Annotated in this window: 16 protein-coding genes, 1 tRNA gene and 1 rRNA gene; 3 read left to right on the top strand and 15 right to left on the bottom strand. The window is 34.7% G+C overall.

Features of this window, described 5'->3' with window-relative positions; translation table 11 throughout:
- Positions 1–205: 205 nt before the first annotated feature.
- The 12 genes from HUE87_RS04215 to aroQ form a co-directional block, all read right to left on the bottom strand.
- Positions 206–281: transfer RNA gene (locus tag HUE87_RS04215), tRNA-Ala, on the bottom strand.
- 118 nt (positions 282–399) lie between these two features.
- Positions 400–1,915: ribosomal RNA gene (locus HUE87_RS04210) — 16S ribosomal RNA — on the bottom strand.
- 475 nt (positions 1,916–2,390) lie between these two features.
- Positions 2,391–3,416: a tRNA 2-thiouridine(34) synthase MnmA gene (gene mnmA, locus HUE87_RS04205; protein ID WP_194367488.1), complete on the bottom strand. Its 1,026-nt coding sequence runs from the start codon at positions 3,414–3,416 to the stop codon at positions 2,391–2,393.
- Positions 3,417–3,425: 9 nt separating this feature from the next.
- A complete protein-coding gene (locus HUE87_RS04200) occupies positions 3,426–4,187 on the bottom strand; it encodes an LOG family protein (protein ID WP_194367487.1) in 762 nt (253 codons plus the stop codon).
- Between the two features lie 13 nt (positions 4,188–4,200).
- On the bottom strand, positions 4,201–5,064 hold the full coding sequence (gene fliY / locus HUE87_RS04195) for a flagellar motor switch protein FliY (protein ID WP_194367486.1): 864 nt from the start codon (positions 5,062–5,064) through the stop codon (positions 4,201–4,203).
- Between the two features lie 2 nt (positions 5,065–5,066).
- A complete protein-coding gene (fliM, locus tag HUE87_RS04190) occupies positions 5,067–6,167 on the bottom strand; it encodes a flagellar motor switch protein FliM (RefSeq protein WP_194367485.1) in 1,101 nt (366 codons plus the stop codon).
- 2 nt (positions 6,168–6,169) lie between these two features.
- The gene (locus tag HUE87_RS04185) at positions 6,170–6,853 is read right to left on the bottom strand and encodes an RNA polymerase sigma factor FliA (protein ID WP_194367484.1); all 684 of its coding nucleotides are present in this window, start codon (positions 6,851–6,853) and stop codon (positions 6,170–6,172) included.
- Positions 6,846–7,181 carry a hypothetical protein gene (locus tag HUE87_RS04180; RefSeq protein WP_194367483.1) on the bottom strand — a complete coding sequence of 112 codons (336 nt, stop codon included), beginning with the start codon at positions 7,179–7,181 and terminating at the stop codon, positions 6,846–6,848. The genes HUE87_RS04185 and HUE87_RS04180 overlap by 8 nt, the downstream gene beginning before the upstream one ends.
- A 21-nt stretch (positions 7,182–7,202) precedes the next feature.
- Positions 7,203–8,078 carry a P-loop NTPase gene (locus HUE87_RS04175; protein ID WP_272872676.1) on the bottom strand — a complete coding sequence of 292 codons (876 nt, stop codon included), beginning with the start codon at positions 8,076–8,078 and terminating at the stop codon, positions 7,203–7,205.
- Entirely contained in the window at positions 8,075–9,346 is a 1,272-nt protein-coding gene (gene flhF, locus HUE87_RS04170) for a flagellar biosynthesis GTPase FlhF (RefSeq protein WP_194367482.1), read from the bottom strand. The genes HUE87_RS04175 and flhF overlap by 4 nt, the downstream gene beginning before the upstream one ends.
- Positions 9,343–9,831: a 2-amino-4-hydroxy-6-hydroxymethyldihydropteridine diphosphokinase gene (folK, locus tag HUE87_RS04165; protein WP_194367481.1), complete on the bottom strand. Its 489-nt coding sequence runs from the start codon at positions 9,829–9,831 to the stop codon at positions 9,343–9,345. The genes flhF and folK overlap by 4 nt, the downstream gene beginning before the upstream one ends.
- Before the next feature lie 2 nt (positions 9,832–9,833).
- A complete protein-coding gene (aroQ, locus tag HUE87_RS04160; RefSeq protein ID WP_194367480.1) occupies positions 9,834–10,313 on the bottom strand; it encodes a type II 3-dehydroquinate dehydratase in 480 nt (159 codons plus the stop codon).
- Positions 10,314–10,418: 105 nt separating this feature from the next.
- On the opposite strand from aroQ, the gene mqnF reads away from it, so the two are divergent.
- From mqnF to sppA, 3 genes are all read left to right on the top strand, one after another.
- On the top strand, positions 10,419–11,639 hold the full coding sequence (gene mqnF, locus HUE87_RS04155; protein ID WP_194367479.1) for an aminofutalosine deaminase family hydrolase: 1,221 nt from the start codon (positions 10,419–10,421) through the stop codon (positions 11,637–11,639).
- 54 nt (positions 11,640–11,693) lie between these two features.
- Positions 11,694–12,767 carry a methyl-accepting chemotaxis protein gene (locus tag HUE87_RS12640; RefSeq protein ID WP_194367478.1) on the top strand — a complete coding sequence of 358 codons (1,074 nt, stop codon included), beginning with the start codon at positions 11,694–11,696 and terminating at the stop codon, positions 12,765–12,767.
- A 110-nt stretch (positions 12,768–12,877) separates the two neighbouring features.
- The gene (gene sppA, locus HUE87_RS04145; protein WP_194367477.1) at positions 12,878–13,747 is read left to right on the top strand and encodes a signal peptide peptidase SppA; all 870 of its coding nucleotides are present in this window, start codon (positions 12,878–12,880) and stop codon (positions 13,745–13,747) included.
- Between the two features lie 5 nt (positions 13,748–13,752).
- On the opposite strand, the gene HUE87_RS04140 is transcribed toward sppA, so the two are convergent.
- Genes HUE87_RS04140 through ubiE form a run of 3 tightly spaced genes read right to left on the bottom strand, consistent with a single transcriptional unit; the run spans position 13,753 to position 16,352 of the window.
- Positions 13,753–14,352 carry an FmdE family protein gene (locus HUE87_RS04140; protein ID WP_194367476.1) on the bottom strand — a complete coding sequence of 200 codons (600 nt, stop codon included), beginning with the start codon at positions 14,350–14,352 and terminating at the stop codon, positions 13,753–13,755.
- An 8-nt stretch (positions 14,353–14,360) separates the two neighbouring features.
- Complete coding sequence (xseA, locus tag HUE87_RS04135) at positions 14,361–15,611, bottom strand: exodeoxyribonuclease VII large subunit (RefSeq protein WP_194367475.1); 1,251 nt, start codon at positions 15,609–15,611, stop codon at positions 14,361–14,363.
- Positions 15,612–15,632: 21 nt separating this feature from the next.
- A complete protein-coding gene (ubiE, locus tag HUE87_RS04130; RefSeq protein ID WP_194367474.1) occupies positions 15,633–16,352 on the bottom strand; it encodes a bifunctional demethylmenaquinone methyltransferase/2-methoxy-6-polyprenyl-1,4-benzoquinol methylase UbiE in 720 nt (239 codons plus the stop codon).
- Positions 16,353–16,354 lie beyond the last annotated feature (2 nt).

Below are 16,354 nucleotides of genomic sequence, written 5' to 3'. Positions count from 1 at the left end.
ACTTAATGTATCTCTACTTTAAGTAAGTCAGTGTACTGTTGATTGTAGTTATTTAGTTAATATAATTAATAATTGAATAAATTCTTTTATCTTTTATATATGTTGACTTTGACAATAATAATTTAATGAACGATAGACTTTGAAGTCTAATCTAAACTCTCTGTTGAGAACTTAGATTAAGCTTTTTCTATTGATAAGTGTGAAATGGTGGAGAGTAGCGGGATCGAACCGCTGACCTCCTGCGTGCAAGGCAGGCGCTCTCCCAGCTGAGCTAACCCCCCATTTCAAATGAAAATAGATCACTGAAAACTAAGCAAGCAAATAAACTAATAACTAACAACATCTCTCGTGAGATTTTCTTTGTATGTCAATTCAAATGAATGATTGACTTTACTCTAGAAAGGAGGTGATCCAACCGCAGGTTCTCCTACGGTTACCTTGTTACGACTTCACCCCAGTCGCTAATTCCACCGTAAGTGGTAGCCTCCCGAAGGTTAGCTTCCCAATTTCGGGTGAAATCAACTCCCATGGTGTGACGGGCGGTGAGTACAAGACCCGGGAACGTATTCACCGTAGCATTGCTGATCTACGATTACTAGTGATTCCAGCTTCATGAAGTCGAGTTGCAGACTTCAATCCGAACTGAGAGACGCTTTGTGAGATTGGCTCCACCTCGCGGTATTGCAACTCTCTGTACGCCCCATTGTAGCACGTGTGTAGCCCTAGCCATAAGGGCCATGATGACTTGACGTCGTCCTCACCTTCCTCCTCCTTGCGAAGGCAGTCTCCCTAGAGTGCCCAGCTTAACCTGCTGGCAACTAAGGACGAGGGTTGCGCTCGTTGCGGGACTTAACCCAACATCTCACGACACGAGCTGACGACAGCCGTGCAGCACCTGTTTTCAAGTTCCCCGAAGGGCACCACTCCATCTCTGGTGTGTTCTATCAATGTCAAGGCTAGGTAAGGTTCTTCGCGTATCTTCGAATTAAACCACATGCTCCACCACTTGTGCGGGTCCCCGTCTATTCCTTTGAGTTTTAATCTTGCGACCGTACTCCCCAGGCGGAACACTTAATCTGTTAAGTGCATCACCGAGATGACAAGCATCCCGACGACTAGTGTTCATCGTTTAGGGCGTGGACTACCGGGGTATCTAATCCCGTTTGCTCCCCACGCTTTCACGCCTTAGCGTCAGTAATGTTCCAGGAGATCGCCTTCGCTTTAGGTATTCCTAGTGATATCTACGGATTTTACCCCTACACCACTAATTCCATCTCCCCCTCCCATACTCTAGGTTAGTAGTTTCAAATGCAGTTCTACAGTTGAGCTGTAGGATTTCACATCTGACTTACCAACCCGCCTACGCGTCCTTTACGCCCAGTGATTCCGAGTAACGCTTGCACCCTCCGTATTACCGCGGCTGCTGGCACGGAGTTAGCCGGTGCTTATTCATGAGCTACCGTCATTTTCTTGACTCATAAAAGGAGTTTACACACCGAAATGCGTCATCCTCCACGCGGCGTTGCTGCATCAGGGTTTCCCCCATTGTGCAATATTCCTCACTGCTGCCTCCCGTAGGAGTCTGGTCCGTGTCTCAGTACCAGTGTGGCGGATCATCCTCTCAAACCCGCTACCCGTCATTGCCTTGGTGAGCTCTTACCTCACCAACAAGCTGATGGGATATAGTCTGATCTTCAAGCGAAAAAACGTTTCCCGACTCTACTTAAGTAGAGAAGGTATATCCAGTATTAATCATCGTTTCCAATGGCTATCCCGGTCTTGAAGGTACATTAACTATATATTACTCACCCGTGCGCCACTAATCCAAAGAGCAAGCTCTTCTTCATCGTTCGACTTGCATGTGTTAAGCACGCCGCCAGCGTTCACTCTGAGCCAGGATCAAACTCTCCATAATTAAATTATGTAAAGATCACATTGCTGTGAAATTACTGATCATTGCCCAAGAATTAAAATTCATTGGCTTTGTTGCCACTATCTATAAATAGTTAGTGGACTTTTTTCTAAAGAAACTTTTTATCTTGCGATAAAATCGGTTCCCCTAGTTTTGTATAGTATCTATTTCTATTGGGTATCTATATTGCTATAGACCAAATAGAATAGACGGTTGTTGTTATATTAGTTATTTCTAAGTAAACTTATAGTGACTAATTAACTAATTTGTTATTAGTTATCTCGTCTATTTACTTGCTTAGTTTTCAATGATCTCAAACATATTCAAAAGCTTCTACTCGAAGTCTCTCTAGGCCTTAACTTAAGGTCTCATTGTTTGTGGATGGGAATTATAGGCAACTAATGCTTAGTTGTTTCTTAATCTTTGAAAGTTATGGGAAGTATTTTTTGGATGTATTGTTTTTGAAGGATTAATCTACTTAGTTTTGCTCTATCCAGCCGCCGCCAATTAATTTATTTTTGTCATAAAATACAGCCGCTTGACCTTTTGCCACACCAAAAACACTCTCTTTTAATGCAACATATGCTTTATCATCTTTTATAACTACATGGCAATGCACCGCTTTTGTTCTAAAGCGCAATTTTACTGTTGTATCGAATTCAGTTTTATTTGTAAACATATTAAGATTACTTAAAACTACACTACTACAAAGAAGATCATTTTTTTTGCCAACAGTTATTTGATTCTTATCAGCACTTATATCAACTACATAATGAGGATCATGAGCACCTTTAACTGTAAAACCTTTTCTTTTTCCAATTGTATAGTGCATATAACCTTTATGTTCCCCTACAACATTACCATCTATATCTAAAACTTCACCTAGCTTATCTACATCAACATAATCTTTTAACACATCAGTATATGTTGTATCAACAAAGCAAATTTCATTTGATTCCCCTTGAGAAGCAAATGACTCTAATCCCATAATAGATGCGGCTAGTTCTTTAATATCACTTTTTTTTCTATCTCCAAGTGGAAAAAGCAATCTTGTTAAAATCTCTTTTTGCACATAAAATAGAAAATAGCTTTGATCTTTTGTATCATCAATAGCCTCATAAAAATATTCACCATCTGTTTTGATGTAATGACCTGTTGCTATAAAGTCAGCTCCAATTTTATCTGCGAAGGAAACCATCTCACCAAATTTTAAATTTCTATTGCACAAAGCACAAGGATTTGGTGTTTTACCTTGAGCATAGGTATTAATAAATGGTTGAAATACTTTTTCGTTAAATGTTTCTTGGAGATCTAATATATGTAGTTTCATCCCTACAAAATCAGCAGCTTTTTGTGCTCGTGCTTGATGGATTTCGTGATAGCCTGAGTTAGAGTGGAGCTTCATATATACTCCCTCCAACTCATAACCTTCATCTTTTAAAAGTAATGCTGAGACAGTTGAGTCAACTCCACCGCTCATCCCTACTAATACTCTCTTTTTCATAATGAGTATCTATTTGCTTTTTATATTTTTGTTTAAAGAGAACTCTAAAAGTGATTTATAATATGAAGTATCACCTAATCCAACCTCTTTAAGTACACGAATCTGTTCTAATAAAGACTCTTCAATCTCATTAGCAATACATTCTAAGTCATCAGTCATGCTAATTAAATCTATGTCTTCTTCATCAATCATACCAGCTTCTAACAACTTTGTTTTTATAAAATCCATTAGTGGTGTATAAAATTCAACTCCTACAATAAAAACTTTTACGCCTGTAACTTTTCTAGTCTGAATTAAAGTTAATGCTTCGAACAGTTCATCTAAAGTGCCATAACCACCGGGGAAAATAACATATGCTATAGAGTACTTAACCAACATTACTTTTCTTGAAAAAAAGTAGTCAAAACTTAACTCTTTTGAAGTATATGGATTTGCAACCTGCTCAAAAGGAAGATCTATGTTTAAACCAATTGACTCTACTTCATGTTTATGTGCACCTCTGTTAGCTGCCTCCATAATACCAGGTCCACCACCTGTCATTACATTAAACCCTCTTGCGCCTAAAAGTGACCCAAGCTTCTGTGCTTTTTTATAATATATATCATTTTTATCTGTTCTTGCACTACCAAAAACAGTTACTGAAGGTCCTAGTTCACCAAGCTCATCAAAACCTTTTACAAAATCAGCAATTATTTTGAATACACTCCAAACGTCGCCTGACTTTATCTCTTTCGTATACTTTTTTATTAGATCATTTTTATTATGTTGCATTTATATCTTAATCCTATGATTTTAGTTGGTTTAATATCTCTTTTTTTGTACCAATAGTGGTTATTTGAACACCGAAATTACCATCCACAATAACAACTTCTCCCTCAGCAATAACATGATCATCAACTAATATTTCCAAAGGATCATTAGCTAATTGATTTAACTCAATTACTGAGCCGATATCCATATTAAGAACATCTTTTAAAAGCATTTTCTTTTTTCCTATTCTCACTTTAACAGGAAGTTTTACATCCATTATCAATGATATATTACTCATTTCAGCATTGTCTAAAGAAACATTTGAACCACCTCTTTGGGTAGAGTCTATAACATTTGATAAGTTATCTTCTTTAAATGCTTCCTTTAACCCAAATATAGAATTTTCCAAACTTTCATCTATTATAAACATAAAAAGAGACTTCATATTTCCAATGCTGAAGTTATAAACAAACATTTTAGTAAATTTATCTAGAGAAACTTCAGTATCTTCTGGAATCAATTCAATACTATCTATACTAAAAGACAATACTGGTAACTCTTTTTGAGCTGAGAGACTGTTTGAGATAGCTCCAAAAATATTTGATGCTATCTCTTTTGCAGCATCTAAGTCATCATCACTTACATCTTCTCTATCGCTATTTTCTTCACCCATCATCATATCCGAGAGTGTAGTTGCTAAATTTGGCGTTAAAGCAAGCATTGCTGAAGCATAAACATCACCACTAATAGTGATTTTAAGAAGTACTATTGGAGGAATAATATTTGAGACAATACTAAGCTTTTGCTCCTCCTTTAAAGTAAATGCAGGAGCTTGACCAATTAATGCCTCAACCGTTCCAACTGTTTCATCTTCAAACAGTTTCATAAAATCACTCATTGCTACTCCTCATATGTTCTCTCTTCATCTTGATCTTTATCAATCATTGCTTTTACACCAGATATTTTTTCTTGTCTTGATGTCTCAAAATTCTCAAGAGCTCTCTTTACTGCATCTTTTTCAGTATCTATTATCTCTGTGATTTGAATAGATTTTCTAAATCTTCTTAGTCCTATTTGACCTTTAAACCTATCTTTACCATCAACACTCAAAGTCACTATGTCATCAGCAGAACTTGTAAGTCTAACAATGTCACCATTTTGCAATTCTAAAAGTTCTCTCAAACTAATTTCAGTTCTCCCAAGCATCGCTTGTACTTCAACTTTTGCTCCACCAAGAAGAACTTGCAACTCTGTATTTCTGCTCTTTTTTCTACTAGTGCTTTCATTAAGCATCAAATCTCTACTTGCTAGCTTTGGTAAAATTGGTTCAAGCGCAATAACTGGATAACATATATTCATCATTCCAGAACTTTGTCCAATTATAATCTCCATTACAACCATTACAACTATCTCATTTTGAGCAACAATTTGCACAACATTAGGACTTGACTCTTTAGAATCTACGACAGGAAATATATCCATAACAGGAGCCCAAGCTTCCTTGAGTGTAGCCATCATTACTCGAAGTATAGTTTCAAATAGACTAAGTTCTATATCAGAAAACTCACGACTTGCATCAAATGGCTCACCTTTGCCGCCGAGAAGACGATCAAGCATTGGAAAAGCGATGGATGGATTTATCTCTATAATTCCACTTCCTTCTAACGGCTTAATTGAAAAAACATTAAAACTTGTAGGATTTGGAAGTGACATCAAAAATTCGCCATATGTCATTTGGTCAACTGAATGAAGCTGAATTTCAACAATTGAGCGCATAATTGCAGATATTTGCGAAGCTAAAGATCTTGCCATTTTATCATGCACTCCACGAAATGCACGAAGCTGCTCTTTTGAGACTCTATTTGGTCTTTTAAAATCGTAAAGTGTGACTTGTCTTTGGTGGCCTAGCTCATCGTCTGATCCCTCAAGGGCATCATCCCCTTCGTCATCAACTACATCTAAAAGAGCATCTATCTCCTCTTGTGAAAGTATATCTGCCATTGCTATGCCCCTACACTTTCTTTAATTTTATGAATAACTGATTTGTGAATTTGTGAAATTCTTGATTCTGTAATATTTAAAATTTCACTTATCTCTTTAAGTGTCAACTCTTCAAAATAATAAAATTGTATTATCAATTGTTCTCTTTCGCTATACGCACCAAGAACTGTTTTAATAATGTTAATAAGTTCTTCTTTTTCTATCATTGCTATAGATGCACCCTCATCACCAACATTAAGTTGGTCATGAAGAGGCATAACTGCATATATTGTTGAGGCAATCCTAGCATCATGAATTTTTTCTACGCTTTCGTCCAAAATAGTTGCCAACTCTTCATCTGTTGGCTCCTCATCATTAGTAAGCCTATACTCTTCTACAGCATAATCAATGGCTTTAATAAGCTTTCTGCTGGCACGACTTACTATATCTAAACTTCTAAGATAATCAAGCATTGCCCCATAGACTCTTTTTTTAGCATAGCCCCAAAAAGAATCATTTAATTTTTCATCATATCTTCTAGCTAACTTTATAAGTTCTTCTGTTCCGATAGCTGAGAGGTCCATATAATCAACAGAGCTTGGGAGCCTCTCTTTGAGCCTAAACGACATTGCTTTAACCGCAGGTAGGTACTGCAAGGCAAGCTCATCTTCTTTATGCTTAACTTCTTGTGTGTATGCACTAAGCATTTTTAAATTCCATATCATTTGCATTCATTTTTATTGCAACATCTGTAATTTTAATGGCTGAATCAATAAGTTTTTCTCTTTTGTTTATTTCTCGTACAAATATATCCAACTGTCTTTCATGTATATCTTTTGGAAAAAGGTACGTTCTAAGTGTTGTTGTTCTATAATAAAATGCAATAATTATGTGAGAAAACAGATAGAAAAATATTGTTATAACAAATGTGTAGAACAATAAGCCTTCTGCATCAAATGATTTTAAAATACCGAAAATAATTCCGATAAAAAACCCCTGAACAGTAAAAAAATGTACAAAATTCTCACCCAACATCTATATTTACCTCAAATTTATTTAAAAATGTTTTACTAAACGCTTGAAAAGCCCTGATAATCCGCTTTCACTAGGAGTGACAAGCATATTACGTTCCAAATTTTTACTTATATTATCAGCTATTGCTATTATATCCTTATGTACGCCAGAAGATGGATAGCTTGCACTAAACAGAGCTCTTTGCTTTACAGAAGAAGAAACTTTTATATCACTATTAATTTTACCAATTAGTTTTAGGTCTAAATTAGTACCGATATTAGCAAGTGCAACTTTTTTTATCTTTTCATACACAGCTACTGCTTCTTTTTCACTTTTTACCTGATTCATAATAAGACCAATATCGTCACGCAATGCGGCAATTGTTTTTATGGTTGCATATGCATCCGTAATTGCTGCCGGGTCAGGAACTGTAACAACAATTACATCATCAGCAGCATCTATAAACATTCTTATATGCTCACCAATTCCAGCCCCCGTATCTATTATCATAATATCTAGTTTGTCTAAAATTTCAGCTTCTTGCATAAAACGCTCAAAAAGAGCTTGATTAGAATATTTAAGTATCTCATCACCACTCTCTCCAGGAATTAAAATTAAATTTCTTGTAATGGGAATGAGAATATCGGAGACAGTAGCTTCACCTTTTAATACATGTAGAATATTTTTTTTAATTTTTACATTAAACATGACATCTAAGTTAGCTAGACCTATATCAGCATCAAATATCCCCACATTAAGTCCGCTTTGAGACAAAACATAAGCTAAATTAGAACTAATTGTACTTTTACCAACTCCGCCCTTTCCACTAGTAATAGCTACAAAACGAGTCTTCTTTGATTTGTTTTTATTATTTGATGCAACCAACTCTTCGAGTTTTTTAGCTTGATGATTCATCATGCTTTACTCCGATTAAAGCCATCCAGCAAACATTCAATTAAGAAATCACTGCTTGCTACTACTAAATCCTCTGGAACTTCCTGTCCTACAGAAAAGTAACTTATAGGTTTTTTTGTCTCATACGCAAGTGAAAAAATATTTCCGAAACCTCTTGTTTCATCTAATTTTGTAAACATCAAAGTATCTACGTTTAATGAATCAAAGTTATCATATGTAGCTTTTAAATCTTCATATTTAATAGAACTTGGCATTACTAGAACTACATCTATACTGTATGATGTAGTGTTTCCCTCAAGGCACTCGTAAATTTTTTTTATTTTACCTTTATCGTACGGACTTGAACCCATGGTATCTATAAGAATATAGTCACAATATCTTAGTGAATCAAGAGCGCTTGAAAATTCAGGAGGATCGACAACAATCTCAATGCCAAGCTTCATCATTCTTGCATACTGCATTAACTGTTCAACAGCACCAATACGGTAAGTATCTAGCACTACAAGTCCAACTTTATACTTTTTTTCAAGTAGATATGAGTATCTTGCAGCAAGTTTGGCAACTGACGTTGTTTTACCAACACCTGTTGGACCAACAAGCATAATAACTTTTTTGTTTCCAACAGATGCTTTGCTCTCTCTTCTTACTGGCACCATCTTTCTCAAAAGGGTTTGAAAATATCGCTTTACTGTAGATGAGTTCTCTCTCATCTTGAATGGCATATGCTCGAGTGTCATTCTCATTATACTGTCTAGGTGCTCTTTATTCATTCCGCTTTGAGAGGCAAGACGGTATATCTCTGCAAATTCAGATGGAATTGCACTTTCAAGTTCTGGAGATTTCTCTTCCCAAAACATATTTTGAATAATTTTAACTTTATCGCCGAGTTTAGAAATTTCTAACTTTATCGCCTTTAACTCTTTTGGCTCAAGTGAACTGTTTTGAGGCTTTTCTTGATATTCATAGAGTGGGTCTTTAACTTCTGCTATTTTTGAAATTTGTCGTGCTGCACTGGAAATATCAAATAAAACATCTGCACTTTTTTGAGTCAAAGGTCTTTCGTCTTCATTAATTTTTTTAGCATTATTGTATGTGTTATGTGCAGATTGGTTCTCAATGCCCATAACAATCTCATACATAGCTTCTCTACCTAATGATTTTTTTTGGACCTCTTTAGTGTCAATGTGAATCATATGATCGTAGTTGACATCCATTCTTGCTTTTTTAAGAGCATCTGATGGTGTTCTACCAGTAAAAGTCAGTATCTTCATCTATTTATATCCATTAATGGTATTAACACGCTTTCTCGTTTAGACCAATCCACATGTGGAACCTGTAGTTTTAGTTTATTTATAATTCTGTTGTCAAAAAATATAATATCCAAATCTAGTGTCCTTGGAGCATTTGCAAAACTTCTTTTGCGAGCAAATCTTTTCTCTAATCTCATTAGATAATCTAAAAAAACTATAGGCTGCATACTAGTTTTCAAAACAATTATTGAATTAAAAAAATCATCTTGGTCGCTAAAACCAAATGGAGGATTTTTCAAAATCAATGATGTTTGTAATAACTCTACTCTTTTGTCTTTTTTCAAATAAACAAAGAGGTGTTCAAACCTTCGTTTAACATCTCCAATGTTTCCGCCAACACCAACAGTTGATGTGTAGCGGTGAGAACTTTTAGCTCTACATGTAGTACCAAAATGTAAACCTTTAAAAGTTGTTAAACTATCACTAAGTCTACACTTTATATACATAACTATTTAGCTTGAGCAGTTTCTTTTTGAGCTTCTTGTGCTGCATGGATTTCATTCATAATCTGAGTCATTCCTACCATCGCCAAATGGTATCCAAAAGGGCCAAAACCAACGATTGATGATGTACATACAGGTGCAATCATGTTGACTTTTCTAAACTCTTCACGACGGTGAATATTAGATATATGAACTTCAATAGTTGGAAGATTAACAGCAGAAATAGCATCACGAATGGCAATAGATGTGTGAGTATACGCTGCAGCATTAATAATAATACCTTGTGCATCGCCAAAACACTCTTGAATTTTATCTACTATTTCACCCTCTAGGTTACTTTGAAAAAACTCTATCTCTATATTGTTTTGTGTTGCAACGTCTTTCATTTGAGCGTGAATTTGTTCTAACTTCATTGGACCATAAATTTGTTGCTCTCTAACACCTAACATATTTAAGTTTGGCCCTTGAATTACTGCTATCTTCATCTTTTACCTTTTTATTTAATTGTTTAAACTTTTAAGGAGTTATTTTATCTAAATTAAGCATAATCTATTTTAAATTATACAAAATTCAACTTTTAAAGAGAAGATATGCAAATTATAGTTCCAAATTATATTTTAACACCAAATAAACTGCTATCGAATATGTCAGTGGCATTTGATAAAACAATAAAAAAAATTGCTCCTTTGAATGAGTTAAGAAAAGAGTTTCCAGATGCAGATATAACTATTTTAGAAGAAAACTCACTTTTGATGCCAGGACTTATTAATGCGCATGTACATGTAGAGTTTAGTGCTAATAAAACAAATCTTAGTTATGGTGACTTTATAAACTGGCTTTACAGCGTAATTGAAAATCGTGAAGATCTTATAAACGGATGCGAAAACGACTGTATGAGAAAAGCAATAGACTCAATGCTAGAGTCTGGGATTACAACTTTTGGGGCTGTCAGTTCACATGGTATAGATTTAGAAGCTTGTGCAAATGCGAAGCAGAATGTTGTATTTTTCAATGAACTTATAGGTTCTCAAGCAACTATGGCTGATGCTCTTTTTGGTGATTTTTTATCTCGTTTAGATGCCTCTAAAAGTGTACAAAGAGAAGGATTTTATCCAGCTGTAGCAATTCATTCACCCTACTCTGTGCATCCTGTTTTAATTAAAAAAGCTCTTGGGATTGTTAAGAGTGAAAAATTAAAACTTACTGCTCATTTTATGGAGAGTGAAGCTGAAAGGAATTGGCTTGACAACAGTGATGGAGATTTTAAAGATTTTTTTGAAAACTTACTAAAACAAAATAGTGCGGTGAGTGATTCTCATGAGTTTTTAGAACATTTTAATGGACAAAAGACTCTGCTTACACATGCGGTTAAAGCTGATGATAAAGAACTAAACAATATCTCATCCAATGGACATACAGTTATTCATTGTCCAGTTTCAAACAGACTTTTAGGCAATGGAGCCATAGATTTAAAAAAGCTTGATGAACTTAATATCAGATGGATTACTGCAACTGACGGACTAAGTTCAAACTATAAACTTGACCTCTTTGAAGAGATGAAGGCCGCACTCTTTATGCACTCAGAGTTGCCTTTATTAGATTTAGCAAAAAAACTTATAAATAGTGTTACAAAAGATGCTGCCGATGCACTTGGGCTCAACACAGGCGAAATAAGTGAAGGTAAAAATGCCGATATGCTTATACTTGATTTGGATAACGAGCCAAACGATCAGTTAGCTATACACCTAATACTTCATAAATATAACATCAGTAAAACATACATTAATGGTAATATTATCACAAAATCTTGAGACTAAGAATAGCTAGAGTATAATTTAATAAATAAAGATTATTAGGAGACAATAATGTTTGGAACAAATAAGAAAATTACGGAATTAGAGAAAAAGCACTCTCATCATATATCAGAGAAAGAGTCTGAAATTGCAAATTTAAATAATAAAATTCAGGAATTGGAGTCACAAAATTCCGAATTAATTGCAAATATGAAGGATGACAATAGTGGTTTTTTAAATGTTTTGCTAAAAAGCTACACTAGTGGAGCCAACTTTATACAAAAAAATATAAAAGAAAACCTAGTAATGCTAACTGACATAAATCATTTAAATGCCACATCAGAGACTAGTATGGTTGATGTTAAATCTGAAACCTCTGTTATAGCTGAAAAAATAGATACAATTCAACAGTATTCAAACCAACTTGGTGATGATTCAAACTCTCTAAATGATAGCGTACTTTCAATTGCTGACATAATCAATCTTATTAAAGACATCTCTGACCAAACAAACCTTCTTGCCTTAAATGCTGCTATTGAAGCAGCTCGTGCTGGTGAACATGGTCGTGGCTTTGCTGTTGTTGCAGATGAAGTAAGAAAACTAGCAGAACGTACCCAAAAGGCAACTCAAGAAGTAGAGATAAATATCAATGGATTAAAACAAAACTCTAACTCTATGATGGAAATCAGTAAAACTTTTATTAGTGAAACAGACTCAGTTATGGACATATTAGATACTTTCAATTCTAATATTGGAGATGTAATGAACAACTCATCTAATATTAAAGAAAAAACTCAGAACCTAACAAATGAAATTAATGTCAACAATGGAAAAATTGACCATATTGCATTAAAACTTGAAGGCTATAAGGCTATTTTAAATTCTGAATCAGTAGATATTATAGATGAAAATAGTTGTGCATTTGGGAAATGGTTCGGCGAAGCAGCAAAAGGTATACTTAAAAATAATCCTCAAGTTGTAAATAGCGTTAGTAAGCATCATACTAATGTACATGTTGGCTTAAAAGAAGCTATTGAAATGTTTAAAAACAATAAACTTTCTGATTCATTAGATAGAATAAAAGATGTTGAAAATTCAAGCGAAGTAGCATTTGAAGAACTTATAAATGCTGTAAGAAAACCTTAATAAACATATACGTTAGAGGCTTAATTGCCTCTGTAATTACCTACAAGCAATATACCTTTCATTATAAACGCCCTTTAGATATAATTCACTAATAATTAATAAGGAATTTTATGCAGTTTATTAAAACAATATTTTCACCAATAACAGCAACTTTAGGTTTCATTCAAAATCATTTCAAAGCTATGATTTTTGTACTTATCCTATTTCTACTATTTGCTCCAGATAGTGAAAAAGACTATACACCAAACAACCTACAGCAAATAAACTTGGTTGGGCCAATAATGGAGGTGTCTGAAGTTTTGCAACAGATTGATGATGCAACTTACAATGACTCTATAAAAGGTGTTTTGCTAGTAGTGGATTCTCCAGGTGGTGCGGTTGCTCCATCTATAGAGGTGGCATATGCCATTAAAAGACTCAAAGAGAGAAAGCCGGTTGTTGCTTATGCGGGAGGAACTATTGCAAGTGGAAGTTACTATGCAAGTATTTGGGCAAATGAGATCATAGTAAACCCTGGTTCAATGGTTGGAAGCATCGGTGTTATTATGCAAGGAGCTGATTTAAGTGAACTTATGAGCAAAATAGGTGTGAAATCCCAAAGTGTCCAAGCTGGAAAATATAAAAAAGTAGGAACAGGGGATAGACCTTGGACTCCTTATGAGATAAATGAGCTAAACAAAGTAATAAATGGAACTTATGATTTATTTACAGCTGATGTAGCAAGTGCAAGAGGCTTAGATATTAAAAAAAGAGACATATATGCCAATGCTCATATATTTACAGCTCACCAAGCCAAAGAAGTTGGTCTAATAGACAGTATTGGGGTCAGCCATGATGCTAAAAAGAGAATTACTGAACTGAGCGGAGTAACTAATCCTATATGGAACAAAGAAGATAAGCTCGAAAAACTTATGAAAAAACTCTCAGCAAATACTGCTGTTACTCTTCATACCTATTTTCCAGTCCTTACATTAAAGTAATGTAATTAGAGCTCTACAACTCTGATTACGCTAGAACTATTCTCAAAAATTCTTTTTACCCTATCTTGCCAAAGTTCACCAAACTCTTTTATCTCTTTAGGGTCGGCCAAGCCACCCATTATTTTTTGCATTAATGGATTTATATTAGGACTCGGAGCGACTGAAGATGGGTCATAATAAACATCCACACTTTTACCGTTATCTACTCTTGTAAACCTTGCAGATGAACTAATATTTGAGTTAAAGCTCATTAATGAATGACGGGCAAATTTTCCAGATAATCCTTTAAATCCACTCTTGTCAGTTGCACCGGTAATTTGAGAAACAACATTGCTTATAACACCAGAAACACCATCTTGTAATTCCTCTTTAAACTCTACTTTTATTTCTCCTCTAACTGCCAGTCCATTTGAGTATAATACTTTTAATGCCTCTGAGGTAATAAGGTAAGCACCTGCAACTGTAGGGCAACTATGACCTGCCGATTTTACAACATCTAAATAATTAAACTCATATATCCCCATCTCAAATGCACCTAAAATATTTGAGAGCGGGTCTAGAACTTTAATAACTTCTAAACTCTTGAAAAACTCTGGATAATTCATATATATTCCTAAATTTTACTTATTTTAATTACTTTTGCGCTTATGCTGATTTTATCATTTTGAACATCAAAAATCTCGTCTACATGTAGAGATGAAATATCTATCACTTTTGAGTTTTTAGATATTTGAGCAAAACCTTTTTTACTCTTAAATTTTGGATGATTAGACTCTAACATCTTTTGCAGAGTAACAATCTGATTTTTAGCAATATTTACTTTTGAATCAATCATATTAGGAAAGCTCTCATTTACACTTTGCATCTCTTTGAAGGAATTTTGTATTTTAAATGATACAGTCTGGTAAAACACCTCTTTTAGCTGTTTTATCTCATAGAGTTTTTGTGTAATTTTTCTCTCTACCGAGTGCTGTGAGTATGAGTTTATCAGGTGCGTAAGCTCTTGTTTTGAGTTAAAAAGTTTTTGTGACAATATCTGTGAATACTGCGTTGACAGCGAGTCAATATATTGGTAGAGCTCATTGGTGTCTGGAAGAATCATTTGCATTGCGGCACTTGGTGTTGGTGCTCGTAAATCTGAAACAAAATCACTTATTACCCAGTCTATTTCATGACCGACTGCAGAGACTATAGGAGTTTTAGCTTTAAAAATAGCCTCTGCCACAATTTCTTCATTAAAAGCCCATAAATCCTCAATACTTCCACCGCCACGACCAATAACAATAATATCATACTCTTTAGTATCACTCAAGGCGATAGCATTTGCTATTGTAAAAGCCGCACTATCACCTTGTACTAAAACATCATAAATGCCTATCTCCAAAGCTCTATATCTTGTATTTGCTACTCTTAGCATATCTTGCAAGGCTGCACCAGTTGCAGAAGTAATAAGTGCTATTTTATTAGGATATTTGGGAAGTTGTTTTTTTCTTTGCGTATCAAAATACCCTTGTTCTGACAACTTACTTTTTAGTTGCTCATAGGCTAAGGCTAAAGCTCCTTGTCCTGAGGGCTCAATACTAAAGCAGTTAATCTGATACTCACCACGTGGTTTATAAAGGGTCACAGCACCATCGAGTATAACTTTTAGTCCCTCTTTAAGTTGGAACTTTAATTTCGAAGCATTACCTTTAAACATTACTGCTTTAATAGTTGATGTAGAATCTTTTAGCGTGAAGTAAATATGTCCACTATTATGAAAAGTAATACGGGAAAGTTCTCCATCGACTAAAACACGAGAGAAGGTACTCTCAAGCAGAGTTTTAATCTGCTCATTTAGCGATGAAACATTTAAAATATTCAAAGCTTCATCTTTGTAGGAAAATTATATTTTTCTTGCAATAAGAAGAGTTGAAATATCCATTGAAAAACTTTTCACATAAAGCATTTCAAAACCGGCATTTTCAAGCTCTTTTTTCATATTTTCAACTGTTGAAAAATCTTCTATTGAGTTTGGTAAATACTCATATGCTTCTAGATTTTTAGATATAAATCCACCAATCTTGGGCAATATTTTATTCATATAAAAATCTCTAATTTTTCCTAATATGGAAGGGTTTTCATTTTTCATAAATTCCAATATAACAACAAGTCCATCTTTTTTAAGAACTCTATTGAACTCTATTAGTGCTTCTACTCTTTCAACAACATTTCTGATACCATAGGTAATACTTAAAATATCTGCACCGCTATCTTGCATTGGGATTTCAGTCGCCTTAGATATATGATAATTAAACTTAGGATATTTTTCTCTTGCAACATTAACCATGCCATTTGACGGATCAACACCAACTATTTCACCAATTGATATGCCATTAACTTCAGATCTTTTTTTCCAAAAGTCCATCATATCACCAGTTCCACAGGCAACATCAACAATTTTATCCAAAGAGTCTTTAGCATAGAACTCATAAGCCAAATCACAAGCTTTGCGTCTCCAGCTTTTGTCCACACCCATACTCATCACACGATTTGCTGTATCGTATGTTGGAGCTATGTTATCAAACATTGAAACTATTTTACTCTGTTTTTCTTGTTCTTCCATTA

Source organism: Candidatus Sulfurimonas marisnigri, from assembly GCF_015265475.1.
GTDB classification, from domain to species: domain Bacteria; phylum Campylobacterota; class Campylobacteria; order Campylobacterales; family Sulfurimonadaceae; genus Sulfurimonas; species Sulfurimonas marisnigri.
Note: the sequence above shows the minus strand (reverse complement) of the source record. Positions and strands in the feature narration are given on the sequence as shown.